This is a genomic window from Streptomyces zinciresistens K42, assembly GCF_000225525.1.
Classification (GTDB): Bacteria; Actinomycetota; Actinomycetes; order Streptomycetales; family Streptomycetaceae; genus Streptomyces; species Streptomyces zinciresistens.
The window spans coordinates 1-12,123 of the sequence record NZ_AGBF01000200.1; the positions used below are offsets into that span (position 1 = coordinate 1).

11 protein-coding genes are annotated in these 12,123 nt (G+C 71.4%); 5 read left to right on the top strand and 6 right to left on the bottom strand.

Annotated features, from left to right (window positions below; all coding sequences use genetic code 11):
- Positions 1-230 precede the first annotated feature (230 nt).
- The 3 genes from SZN_RS30965 to SZN_RS30975 are packed head-to-tail and all read left to right on the top strand — an operon-like array spanning position 231 to position 2,690.
- Positions 231-1,094 (top strand): hypothetical protein, encoded by an 864-nt coding sequence (locus SZN_RS30965; RefSeq protein ID WP_007502788.1) that lies wholly within the window; start codon positions 231-233, stop codon positions 1,092-1,094.
- Positions 1,091-2,329, top strand: a complete 1,239-nt coding sequence (locus SZN_RS30970) for an extracellular solute-binding protein (RefSeq protein WP_007502789.1) — start codon at positions 1,091-1,093, stop codon at positions 2,327-2,329. The genes SZN_RS30965 and SZN_RS30970 overlap by 4 nt, the downstream gene beginning before the upstream one ends.
- A 28-nt stretch (positions 2,330-2,357) precedes the next feature.
- The gene (locus SZN_RS30975) at positions 2,358-2,690 is read left to right on the top strand and encodes a CU044_2847 family protein (protein WP_007502790.1); all 333 of its coding nucleotides are present in this window, start codon (positions 2,358-2,360) and stop codon (positions 2,688-2,690) included.
- A gap of 500 nt (positions 2,691-3,190) precedes the next feature.
- On the opposite strand, the gene SZN_RS30980 is transcribed toward SZN_RS30975, so the two are convergent.
- Together SZN_RS30980 and SZN_RS30985 are read right to left on the bottom strand one after the other, a co-directional pair.
- Complete coding sequence (locus SZN_RS30980; RefSeq protein ID WP_007502791.1) at positions 3,191-4,150, bottom strand: NADP-dependent oxidoreductase; 960 nt, start codon at positions 4,148-4,150, stop codon at positions 3,191-3,193.
- A 378-nt stretch (positions 4,151-4,528) separates the two neighbouring features.
- Positions 4,529-5,452 carry a zinc-binding dehydrogenase gene (locus SZN_RS30985; RefSeq protein WP_007502792.1) on the bottom strand — a complete coding sequence of 308 codons (924 nt, stop codon included), beginning with the start codon at positions 5,450-5,452 and terminating at the stop codon, positions 4,529-4,531.
- Positions 5,453-5,591: 139 nt separating this feature from the next.
- On the opposite strand from SZN_RS30985, the gene SZN_RS30990 reads away from it, so the two are divergent.
- The gene (locus tag SZN_RS30990; protein WP_007502794.1) at positions 5,592-6,164 is read left to right on the top strand and encodes a TetR/AcrR family transcriptional regulator; all 573 of its coding nucleotides are present in this window, start codon (positions 5,592-5,594) and stop codon (positions 6,162-6,164) included.
- 610 nt (positions 6,165-6,774) lie between these two features.
- Positions 6,775-7,140 carry a hypothetical protein gene (locus SZN_RS31000; protein ID WP_007502798.1) on the top strand — a complete coding sequence of 122 codons (366 nt, stop codon included), beginning with the start codon at positions 6,775-6,777 and terminating at the stop codon, positions 7,138-7,140.
- Positions 7,141-7,346: 206 nt separating this feature from the next.
- Here the strand turns inward: SZN_RS31000 and SZN_RS41090 are convergent, their stop codons facing one another.
- The 4 genes from SZN_RS41090 to ychF form a co-directional block, all read right to left on the bottom strand.
- A complete protein-coding gene (locus SZN_RS41090) occupies positions 7,347-8,960 on the bottom strand; it encodes an AAA family ATPase (RefSeq protein ID WP_244313446.1) in 1,614 nt (537 codons plus the stop codon).
- Positions 8,961-9,605: 645 nt separating this feature from the next.
- Positions 9,606-10,019 (bottom strand): hypothetical protein, encoded by a 414-nt coding sequence (locus tag SZN_RS31010; RefSeq protein ID WP_007502802.1) that lies wholly within the window; start codon positions 10,017-10,019, stop codon positions 9,606-9,608.
- Complete coding sequence (locus SZN_RS31015; RefSeq protein WP_028438980.1) at positions 10,001-10,285, bottom strand: hypothetical protein; 285 nt, start codon at positions 10,283-10,285, stop codon at positions 10,001-10,003. Before SZN_RS31015 ends, SZN_RS31010 begins: the two co-directional genes overlap by 19 nt.
- A 326-nt stretch (positions 10,286-10,611) precedes the next feature.
- Positions 10,612-11,700 (bottom strand): redox-regulated ATPase YchF, encoded by a 1,089-nt coding sequence (gene ychF, locus SZN_RS31020; RefSeq protein WP_007502807.1) that lies wholly within the window; start codon positions 11,698-11,700, stop codon positions 10,612-10,614.
- Between the last annotated feature and the right edge of the window lie 423 nt (positions 11,701-12,123).

The window sequence follows — 12,123 nt, forward strand, 5'->3', positions numbered from 1 at the left end:
GGGCCGGACGGGGAGCGCGGGCCGGTGGACGCGCGGTGAGCGGTGGGCGGCGGTGGACCCGGCCCCGGCCGGGCGCGGGCTCGGCCGGGGTGCCGCGCCCGTCCCGTACGCCCGCGCCTCCGGTCGCGGCGTTACGCAGGTCCGGCACACCCGCGCATCCGGACGCGGCGTCAAGCAGATCCCGTACGCCCGCGCGTGCGGAGGTCGTTCCGCGCCGGTCCCGTACGCCCGTGCATCCGGTCGTCGTGCTGCGCCGGCTCAGGGCGGGTGTGCTCGCGGCGGTGGTGGTGACGGCGCTGCTGTACGTGGTGGTGTCGACGCAGGCCGGCGGTCAGGTCGCCGCGGCCGAGCGCACCGACACGGCCATCGCGGACATCGCCGAGGCGCGCGAGGAGGCCGGCCGGGCGGACCGGGCGCTCGCGGACGTGTCGCGGACCGGCGCCGGGCATCTGATCGGCACCGGCGCGGGCTTCACCAACGCCGTCGCCCGGGTGAGCAGCCTGCTCACCTCGGCCACGGCGGGCAACGCGGCCGGGCAGCGCGGACTGAACCACATCCAGTTCGTCCAGGGCCAGTTGACCACCTGCAAGCAGCGGGCCGACGCGGCGGTGCGCGACGGTTCCGGCATGGACCTGGCCCGCAAGGAGCTGACCCGCGGACGGCAGACGGGTCATGCCCGCGAGGCCGTGCCGTTCACCGGAGGGCTGATGGCGTCGCTCGACGATCTGAAGGGCATTCAGGAGCGGGCCGTCGACCGGCAGCGCGCGTCCCGCTGGCTCAACCCGGCCCTGTTCTGGCCGCTGCTCGTGGGCCCGCCGGCCGTGATGCTGGTCCTGGTCGCGGCGTCGGGCCGGATCGTCGCCCGGCACTTCCGGCAGTATCCGAGCCCGGCCCTCGCCCTGGCCTGGCTGGCCACCGCCGCGGTCGGCACCGTGACCGGCGTGCTGTGCTCGGTGGACCGGTCCGCGAGCGCCGCTCCCCCGGCGCCGGACGAGACGATGGCCGTCGTGCTGCCGCTGCTCGCCGCGGCCGGCGCGCTGGCTTACCTCGCCTACCGGCCGCGGCTCGCCGAGTACAGGTTCCCGCGCCCATGAGGAGGACGGCGGCGCTCGCGCTGCGCTGGGTCCTGGCCCTCGCCCTGCTCCTGGCGGCGGCCGCGTGCGGTGCGCCCGAGCGCCGCATCACGATCATGGTTCCGTGGTCGGACGACGAGTTCCGCGCGTTCCACTCGGTCGTCGCGGCGTTCGAGAAGGAGTCCGGCATCACGGTGGACATCCAGGTCACCCGTGATCTGACCCAGCAACTCGACGCGGCGGTGGCCGCCGGCGCGCCGCCCGACCTGGCCGTGCTGCCGAGCGTCGCCGCCATGCAGGCGTACGCGGGCAGCCGGCTCAAGGCGCTGGACATCGGCACGGAGGCGTTCGTCGAGCCGTTCCGCGGGCTGGGCATGGAGAAGGGCAAGGTCTACGCGGTCCCCGTCAAGGCCGACGTCAAGACCCTCGTCTGGTACGGCCCCCGCGTCGACGGTGAACTCCCGCGCAGCTGGTCGGCGTTGGCGAAGCGCCCCGAACGCTGGTGCCTGGGGCTGGAGTCGGGCCCCACCTCCGGCTGGCCGGGTGCCGACTGGATCGCCGACCTGCTGCTGGCGGACGGCGGCGTCGGGGCGTACGAGAAGTGGCTGGCGGGCGGCGTGAAATGGGACTCGGAGCCGGTGCGCCGGGCCTGGACGTCCTGGCGGGACCTGGTCGGCGCGAGCCTGGACGGCGCCGCCTCCCGGCCGTTCCGCACCGCGACCGCCGGGCTGACGAAGCCGCGTCCGGCCTGCTCCCTGAGCCACGGCGCGCTGTCGGCGACGGACTTCGGGCAGGACGCCGTACGGCGCGGCACGTACCGCTTCACGACGCCGACGCCCGACGTGCTCCAGGTCTCCGCCGACTTCGTCGGCAAGTTCACGGCCGACGGCGACCCCGACAGTGCGGCGGCCGACCGGCTCATCGCCTACCTCGCGAGCCGTCGGGGCCAGCAGGCGTGGGTGGACGCGCCCACGAGCTACGCCCTGTCGGCGCACAAGCAGGTGACCCGCTACGACAACAGCGACACCCAGCGGCGCGCGGCGGCGATGCTGCGCTCCGCCGCCACCCTCTGCTTCACCGCCGCCGACGCGATGGACCCCGATGTCTCGGCCGCCTTCTACCGGGCCGTCCTGGACTACGCGCGGGGCGCTGAGCGCGACCCCACCGCTCTGCTCAGATCGCTCGACCGGGTGCAGTCCCGGATGGGGCACTCGCCCCCGGCCCTGACCGAGCGGCTCTGTCACACCCCCACCTGACCCGTCTGCCCCTCTCACAGGAGCCCTCATGCCGGACGCAGTCCAGTTCCCCCTCTCCGACGGCACCGTCGTCCTCGTCGCCCCGCCGGCCCGCGCGGGCACCGGGGCGGTGGGCCTCGGCACCCGTCTGGAGGCCGCGGCGACCACCCTGCGCGACGCGCTCACCCCGGTCACGGCCGCCGCCTCCGAAGTGATCAGCGGCTTCCGCGCCCTGGCCGAACGCCCCGGCGAGGTCGAGGTCACCTTCGGCGTCGTCCTGGACGGAAAGCTGGGCGCGGTCCTGGCGAGCGCCAACGCGAGCGCCCACCTCTCGGTGACCCTCCGCTGGACCGAACCCGAGGCGCCGGACACGGCCCCCTGACGCACCGGCGGCCCCGCGAAGGAGGACCCGCCTCCCGAGCGACCCGGCCCCGGACTACCACGTCCCCCGTCCAGGGAAGGGCCGCGCAGGTGCGGCCAGACCCGCCGGCAGGGGTCCGCCAGCCGGCAGGGGTCTGCCAGCCGGTGGGGCGATCCTTCGACGGCAGCCTCAGCGGCACGGGCAGCCCGGCAGCGACGATCCGCTTGTCCGTGAGCGACTCCAGCGCTCGCGGCAGCGGCGCCGCCCCGATTCCACCGGCCGCACGAGTGATGCCGGTGAAGGTCCCCTCTCCACTCTGCCCATGGCCGTCAGCACCGCCTCGGCACCGTACGTGCCTGAGCCCGTGGGGGAAGGGGGGAAACGCGGCAGTCGGCGAACACGCGGCCGACACCAGCAGGGCCGAGATCGGGTCGCTCAGCGCCTCGCCGAGGAAGTCCCGGAGCCCCGTGGCCCGGCGGCCACTCCGCGCGGACCAGCCGAACGGGTCGGCCTCACCGCCGTCACGGGATCAGCACGATCTTCCCCTTCACCCGGCCCGCCTCACTGAGCGCGTGCGCCTCGGCGACCTGCGACAGCGGAAGAGTCCGCTCCACCTCTACCCGCACCAGTCCGTCAGCGGCCAGTGCGACCAGGTCGGCCAGGTCCTCGGCACGGGGAGCGACGGTGATGTCGGCGAAGCCGATGCCCAGTTCCTGCGCTCTGGCTCGTATCTCCGGTCGGCCCGGGTTGGGCTGGCGCAGGTCGATGTAGGCGCCGCCGGGGGAAAGCACCGCCAGCGAGCGAGGGCCGTAGTCGTCGCCCAGCGGGTCGAGGACCACGTCGACTGCGCTCCCGACGACCTCGGCGAAGTCCACCGACGTGTAGTCGATGACTTCATCCGCGCCCAGTCGGCGCAGGAAGGCGTGCTTCTCGGAGCGGGCGGTGCCGATGACGTACGCCCCGTGGGCCTTGGCGATCTGCACCGCCAGGTGCCCCACTCCACCGGCCGCGGCGTGGACGAGCACCCGCTGCCCGGAGTTCACCGAGGCGCGTGCCAGGGCCTGCCAGGCGGTCAAACCCGCCGTGGCCAAACCTCCCGCCTGGACCAGATCCACCCCGGGCGGAACGGAGGCCAGCATGTCGGCCTTCGCCAGGGTGTACTGCGCCTGCGCACCGCGTGGCGGGTAGACCATGCCGTACACCCTGTCACCGGGGCCGAAGCCTGCCACCTCACTGCCGATCGCTTCCACCTCGCCGGCCATGTCCAGGCCGGGTGTGAACGGGGGTTGCAGGAACCGGTGGTCGGCGAGCCCTGCGCGGATCTTCCAGTCGGCGGGGTTGACGCCGGCGGCGCGGACACGGACCAGTACTTCACCGGGACCGGGTTCGGGTCGCTCGACCTCGGCGATCCGCAGGACTTCGGGCCCGCCGTAGTCGATCTGGCGGACGGCGTACATGGGGCGACCGGTGTCGGTGGGCATGAAGGTGCTCCTTGTGTCGTGGATGTCTGCTGAGCCGGGCCACTCCGGGCTCGTGGGGTCCGCTGTACCGGGGTGCCGTTCGTCCGAGTTCGGGCCGGGCCCGGTGGGGTCGGGGCGCCGCCCGGTGTGCCGGCGCGGACACGGTCAGGGCAGTCGTAGGCCGCGGGAGCGAGCATCGGCTCATCGGCTTCCGCAGCCGTCACTCGTAGGACATGCGCCGTGTGTCGGTCCCCACCGGCAGCCGGGACCGGCCCGGGGGTCGATGAGGACACCGGTGGCCGCTGACGGGTCCGGTACGCGCACGACGCGATATGCGGCTGCGTTCGTGGGATCGGGCCCCGTGGAGCCGGGAAGCGGCGCCGGAGAGGCTCTGCTCGGCTACGAGACGCGCAGAACAGTCCGGCCGTCCAGCTCGCGACGGCTGAGGGCTGCCAGCAGGTCTGCTGCCTCCTCCCACGGAGCCGCACCCGTGACCTGAGGATCGATGCGTCCCGACTCGGCGAGGTGTGCCAGCAGTTCCAGTCGCCGCACGCCGCGGCCGGCCTCGCGCTGTCCGTCGGTGTTGTTGACGCTCACGAGTCTCGCCCCGGGGTGCGTCGCGAACCAGAAGAAGGGCACGCTCGCGGTTTCGGGGACCGTCTGTGCCAGCGACGCCACCACCCCGTTCTCGGCCACCAGCGACAGGGCCCGGCTGAGCACCTCACCGCCCACCAGGTCCACGATCAGGTCGAACGGCCCCTCGGCCTCGTCCATGGTCGTGGTGGTCAGCCAGTCGAAGGACCGCAACTGCGCACGCCGCTCGGGCGAGCTGAGCAACGCGGTCACGTTCGCGCCCGACAGATGGGCCAGTTGCAGCGCGAGCCGGCCGACACCGCCCGTCGCGCCGGTCACCAACACCCTGGATCCGAGCAGGAAACCTCCGGCCTCCAGGCCCGCGAGCGCGGCGAGCCCGCTGTTGGGGAGCGCGGCCGCCATCTCGTCGGAAAGCGCGTCGGGGATCGGCACGACCAGGGAGCTGTCGACCGCGGCGCGCTCGGCCCAGCCTCCCCCCTGCTTGGCGGTGTAGCCCATCACCCGTGCCCCCGCCATCGGCCCGGAACCATCGGCAGCCCGTTCGGCGACGACACCCACGACGTCCAGACCCACGACCCTGCCGGGCGGGGAGAACCGGATGGAATGCAGATCGCCCCGGCTGACAGTCGATGCCGACACCTGCACCAGCAGCTCACCGGCGGTGCGGTGGGGCTCCGGTACCTCGGCGAACTCCACCGAGCCGTCCTTCGTCGTGGTCAACGCGCGCATGCCGGTCTTCCTCTGGTCGGTACGAACGTCCGCCTCCGTGCCCAGGGCAGGCACCGGCGGCGGAAGTGGGTTACTGTGCCCACTTAGAACAGTAGCACCTAAGTGGGCACTCGTGCCCACTTTTATTCGAGGCGGCGGAATGACCGATCGGGACGAAGCGCGCGAAACCCTGCGCTCTGACGCGGAACGCAATCGGCACCGCATCGCCGACGCCGCCCGCGCGGCCTTCCGCGAACTCGGGGCCGACGCCCCGATCAAGGAGATCGCGAAACGCGCCGGTGTGGGCACCGCCACCCTCTACCGACGCTTCCCGACCCGCGAAGACCTCCTGGCCTACGTCTTCGCGGACCGGCTCACCGGCTGCGAGGAGTCGGTGCTCACCGCCCTGACCAACCCCGACCCCTGGCAGGGCCTGGTCGACCACGTCAACCACCTGGCGGAGCTGCAGTTGGAGGACCGGGCCTTCACCGCGGTATTCCTGTACGACTTCCCGCACGACAGCCCGGTCAGCCGCTCCCGCACGGAGGCCGGAGCAGCACTGCGCCGACTGCTCCAGACGGCGAAGACCGCGGGCGACCTCCGTCAGGACGTCGACGTCGACGACGTCATGCTGCTGCTCAAGGCGCACGACGGGGTCGTTCGCTGGTCCAGCGAACCCGAGCAGGAGAGCCAGAGGCTCATCGAGCGGTTCCTCCGCTCCCTCCACACCTGACCCGCCTTGATGGGCGAAATCCGAGTGCGGTCCACCCGGCAGCGGCCGCCGCGCCGCAGCGATCATGCTGCTGCACGGGTTCGGGAAGGACCGGGACGGCGCCGGGGAGGGGGTCCGGTTCGAGGAGCTTCCCGTCACAGGCAAGGACGAGAGCCCTCTTGTCCCCGGCCCGGGAAACCGATTCCTCCTCGATCTCTCCGGAATCGCCGACGAGGGGGTGTACGACAAGGCCCAGCGCCACCTGGCCGTGCGCCGGTCACAGGTTCAAGAGGCGGGGCCCACCTGGTCGTCGTCCTGCCGTCGGGCATGAAGCACGTGCACCCGCCGGACCTGGAATCGCGCACGGTGAGGCTGGGCCGCCCCAGGGGCATCGCCGTCATCACCCGGTACCTCCGCATGGACCGGATGCGCTTCCGCCCCGCGGACCTGGGCAGCACCGACCTGCATCGCCTGCGCGACCGCTCCCCCATGCGGGAACTGGCGCGGCTCGCGGGACTGGCAAGGGCGGCTCGCGACAGCGGCCGCTTCGGCGCCGACTTCGCGGGTTGGCTCGACCAGGCGATGCACGCAGTGACCGACCGTGCCGACGAACTTGGTGTTCGTACACCGTGTGACGCGATTCCTGAAGGCGGAGGGGCTGGACGAGGCCGCCGACGAGATCAGGCGGGCCTTCGGCCTGGCTCCCCACGAGGGGCCAGAGGGCAGCCCTTCCGACGAGGGGGACACCACGGGGCGCCGGCCGCCCCGCTCCTCAACCCACGAAGGCCGGCCGTTCACCCACGCGGCTGCGCACCCGGATGCTGACGGGGGCACGCACACGTTCACGCCCTGGACGGCCGAGAGCAGCACGAACAACGGAAGCAGGGACCAGTGGGCGACGGACGAGGACGAGCTGACGTCTCCCCACCTGTGGGACCCTTCGCACCGGCCGCGCCGGCCCGCCGCCCCCCGCACTCGGGACGAGGACGGAAACTGATCCGATGGAGGGTCGTCTGTCAGAAGTTCCCCTACGCCGCACACCGCGGCAGGGGATCACCTCCCGTCCCGCCTCTGTTCCGCCTCGGGACGGGAGGACGTTCGAGCCCAGCGCACGACCGGGTGCTTCGCCGTTCGGTCGCATCGGCCTGCCACGGTCGCTCGGCGCGCATCCCGCGGACCGTGGCGACAGCGGGCGTCACCTCGTCACCGATTCGGCGGAAGGCTTTCAGTGAGCTCCTGGTACGCGTCCATGACGTCGCCCACGTACAGCGTGGTGACCTCGTCCTGAGACGGGACCCCGGAGCTGCCATGCAGGTCGAACACCCGCAGGTCCCGCACCGCTGCGGCCTTCCGGGCGAGTTCGCGCGCGAAGCGGCCGTTGCCGAGCCGGTCGATCAGGCCGTCGGTGACGGCGAGGTCGCACGAGGTGCGCAGTGCGACCGCCGCCTCGTCGGTGAGGGTGTCGCCCTGGGCACCCAGGAACGACTCCGCGATCAGCACCAGTTCGTCGGCCGAGTAGCCGGGGAAGTCCACCCGGGTGTGGAAGCGGGAGGCGAGGCCCGGGTTGGTGGACAGGAGCCCGGCGATCTCGTCCGGGTATCCGGCGAGCACCACGACCAGGCGGTGCCTGTCGTCCTCGGCACGCTTGAGAAGCACCTGAAGTGCTTCCTTGCCGTAGGCGTCACCGCCCGAGTACCCGGTGTTGGACAGCGCGTACGCCTCGTCGATGAAGAGAACGCCGTCCAACGCCTCGTCGATGATCGCGGATGTCTTGACCGCCGTCTCCCCGAGGTGCTGTCCCACGAGGTCGACACGCTGGGCCTCGACGACGTGGCCCCGGTCCAGCAGGCCGAGTCCCGCGAAGACCTTGCCCACGACGCGGGCCACCGTGGTCTTGCCCGTGCCGGGCGGCCCGGTGAACACCAAATGCTGCGGAGCCGGCGCCGCGGCCGGACCCTGGCCTCTGCGCACCGCCGCCATCCTCAGCTGTGCCGACAGGCTCCGCACCTGGCGCTTCACCGGGGTCAGTCCGACCATCCCGTCCAGTTCGGCCATCGCCTCGTCCAGCAACGCCGAACGTTCCTCCTCGCCCAGAGCGGAACCGGAGGAGTGCTCCGGCTGTTCCTGAGCACCCCGGGCCGCCTGGGCGGGCACGCGTGCCGCGGGCGGGGCCGCGGCCTTCGCCCGCTGGGCCACACCGTCCAGGTTCGGGCTGTACCGGAACGCCGTCTGGAACTGCTTCAGGGCCTCCTCGGCCCGGTCGAGCTGCTCATACGCGAGGCCGCGCAGATAGGCCGCCTCCCCCAGATAGCCGGCTTCGTCGGTCAGCGCTTGCGGCAGCGGGTTCAACACGTTGAGCGCCTCGTGCGAGACGCCTTGGGCGAGGAGACCGGCCGCCACCCACAACTGCGACTCGTCCCGCAGGAAGGAGCCCCGGATGCCCTCGGCGAAGTTCTGAAGCAGTGGCCAGTCCCGCCTCAGGAAGGCATAGCGGGCGCAGACGAAGCGGGTCTCGTCGCAGTCGAGCAGGGCATGGGAGAGCATGCTCCACGCCTGATCGAGCATGCCGTCGTCCAGGATCTGCGCCGCCCTGGCGAGCCACAGGTCGCGGGGCGTCTCCAGGCGGAAGGTCACGTAGCTCCCGATCTGGAACCGGGAGGACAGGGGGGTCTGAAGCTTCGTGCGCAGGGCACCGAAGGACTGGACCTGACCGTGCATGGCCTCGACCGCCCGGCCCTGGAACTGCCCCGCGGCATGCAGTCCCAGCCAGGCGTCGGCGGCCAGGGGGTTGTGCGTGACGGCCGCGTGAAAGGACACGGCCGCGGCGTCCCGATGACCCATCCTCAGCTGCGCGGCTCCCCGGAGCCACGCTTCCTCGCAGTTCTTGATCGCACGTCGTGATACGGACTGCCCCTGCACCCGGGTCTCCACTGCTGTCGTCGGTCGATTGAGGATTCGCCCGCGCCTGACGGGCGAACCGGTTCCACCCGTCAAGTGATACCCGAGAGTTGCCGTCCGCGTACTGGTGCGGGAGCACGGGCGACAATGCCCACGGAGCCCTCGGGCACGGCGTCGGCGTCGGCGTCGGCGTCGACCGAGCGGGCCCGGGGGTGCAGGCGCAGGATCGAAGCGAACGTCGGCCTTCTTGTCGTTCTCGACCTCGTCGGCGACAGCGTCCGCACCATCCGCGCCCACCCGCCGGGCAAACGACCTCTCCCGCTGCCGCCCTCGCCTACCGCCCGGCTCCCGGTACCGCACCGTCCACCCGTGCCGACAGCGCGGACGGTCCCAGGGGAAGTTCCGGTCCCGGACGTTCCTCTTGCACCTCTGAAGAACGCTCGCCGCCCAAGCCCCGATCCGTCCCTGGCCCGTGCTCGAAACCGTGCACTGGCGCCCCAGCGGTGGATCGTCGGTTGCCGAAACCGGCGATCCACCGAAAGGCAGAAAGCGAACCAATAGAAATCACACCGCCACGAGCCGGACCCGCTCGCCGCACAGCTTGGCCATGTCGTCAATATCGGAAGTCAGCATGACCACGGGGCGGTGCTGTCGCAGCGCGGCCTCGGCGACGGCCGCATCGATCGCGTACTTGTGTCCGTGCAACCCGGCATTCATCAGCAACTTCGAGGCAGCCCTCGCCTCCTCGTCACCGACCGGGATGACCCGCAGCCCGGAAAGCACCCAGTTCAGGCGTGACTTGTTCGTACGGGCGTGGACGGCCTCGATGATGGTGAGCGCACTGATCACGACCTCCATGCCACGCGAGCGCGCCTCAGCGATCAGAGCCACCACCTGTTCTTCGTCAGCGAGCAGCTTCGAGAGTCCCTCGCTGTCGAGGACGAGCGTCCCCTCGTGACTCAGCCTGCGGCGGGCCACTCGGCCTCCTCGGCGAACACCTCGTCGAAGACCTGCCGCGCCCGCTGACGAGCCGGCTCGGAGACCGGCCCCTTGCGGCTCTCGTAGTCCGCCAGGTACTCGTCCAGGACCTGCCCGCGCAGCTCACGCTCGACCGCCTCCGCGATGAACGCGGAGAACTCCCGCTTGCCCACCCGAGCCCGGATCGCCTCCGCGGTCCCCTCCGGCAGCGACAAGCTCACCCGCGTCGCTGGCCCTTCCCCGATGCTGTACGTCGCCTCAGCCATGCCCCCGATTGTGTCAAACGAGTAGGAAAAGCGCCACGGCATGGATCTCGCGGGCCCCAGAGTCGCGAAGAAGGCGTGTGGGTGGCTCCCGCCCATCCTCAGCACCAGGCGGCGCAACGTCCGAATCCCAGCACGGGCACCCCATCTCATCCCAGCACGATCCCAGCACCGCGGGAATGACCAGGGGTGATGACAGGTGACGAGGGGTCAGCTATCCCATCGCCATCCCAGCACGGGAAAAACCAAGGGCCCGACGCCGAAGAGCCGGACCCTTTCTGAACTGCATGTTTCCCAGATCAGCGACGTGCTGATACGTCACCCGCTAGCTAGACGTTGAACCTGAACTCCACCACGTCCCCGTCCTGCATCACGTACTCCTTGCCCTCCATGCGGGCCTTGCCCTTCGCGCGGGCTTCGGCGACCGAGCCGGTTTCCACCAGGTCGGCGAAGGAGATGACCTCGGCCTTGATGAAGCCCTTCTGGAAGTCGGTGTGGATGACTCCGGCGGCCTCGGGGGCGGTGGCGCCCTTCTTGATGGTCCAGGCGCGGGATTCCTTGGGGCCGGCCGTCAGGTAGGTCTGGAGGCCCAGGGTGGTGAAGCCGACGTGGGCGAGGGTGGCGAGGCCGGGCTCGTCCTGGCCGACGGACTGGAGGAGTTCGAGCGCCTCGTCCTCGTCGAGCTCGGCGAGGTCCGCCTCCAGCTTGGCGTTGAGGAAGATCGCCTCGGCGGGGGCCACCAGGGCGCGCTGCTCGTTCTTGAAGTCCTCGTCGACGAGTTCGTCCTCGTCGACGTTGAAGACGTACAGGAAGGGCTTCGTGGTCAGCAGGTGCAGGTCGTGCAGGAGCTCCTCGTTGCCCGAGCCCTGGACGATGCCCGCCGAGAACAGGGTGTCGCCCTTCTCCAGGATCTCCTTGGCCTCCTCGACGGCCTTGACCTTCGGGGCGACGTCCTTCTTGATCCGCGACTCCTTCTGGAGGCGGGGCAGGACCTTCTCGATCGTCTGGAGGTCGGCGAGGATCAGCTCGGTGTTGATGGTCTCGATGTCGTCCTTCGGGGAGACCTTGCCGTCGACGTGGACGACGTTCTCGTCCTTGAAGGCCCGGATGACCTGGCAGATGGCGTCGGACTCACGGATGTTCGCGAGGAACTTGTTGCCCAGGCCCTCGCCCTCGGAGGCGCCGCGCACGATGCCGGCGATGTCGACGAAGTCGACGGTCGCGGGCAGGACGCGCTGGGAGGAGAAGATCTCGGCCAACTCGGTCAGCCGCGGATCGGGCACCCCGACCACGCCGACGTTGGGCTCGATCGTGGCGAACGGGTAGTTGGCCGCCAGCACGTCGTTCTTGGTCAGGGCGTTGAACAGGGTCGACTTGCCGACATTCGGCAGGCCGACGATTCCGATCGTGAGCGACACGTTGCGACTTCCCGTACGTGAGAGGACTTCTGGGGCTGGGCGGGGGCCCGGTCCTTCCTCGATCTTCGACGCGGACGCACGGGCCGGTCCACCAGTCTACGGCGTGCCGGAAGGGGTCCCCGCGTTCCCTCGAACACGTGGCCAAGGTCCGGTCCCCGGGCGTGTCCGAGCCCCGGTTCGCCACGGAGGCGGACCTAGGTTGGTCCGGTGGAGCAGCACAGCGCGCGACCTTCCGGACACACATCGCGACGTGGCGGCTCGCCACCGCCGCCCGCGCGGCGTGGGAGTGGTGCGGGGCGGAGCGGGGGCGGGCGGGTGCGGGGCTCGGGCGGACGGCGAGCGGACGGGGACAGGGTGGAGCGGGGCGACAGGCGTACGGGCAACGGCGAGCGGGGCGGGTCCGGCCGCGGACGGGGCGGCAGC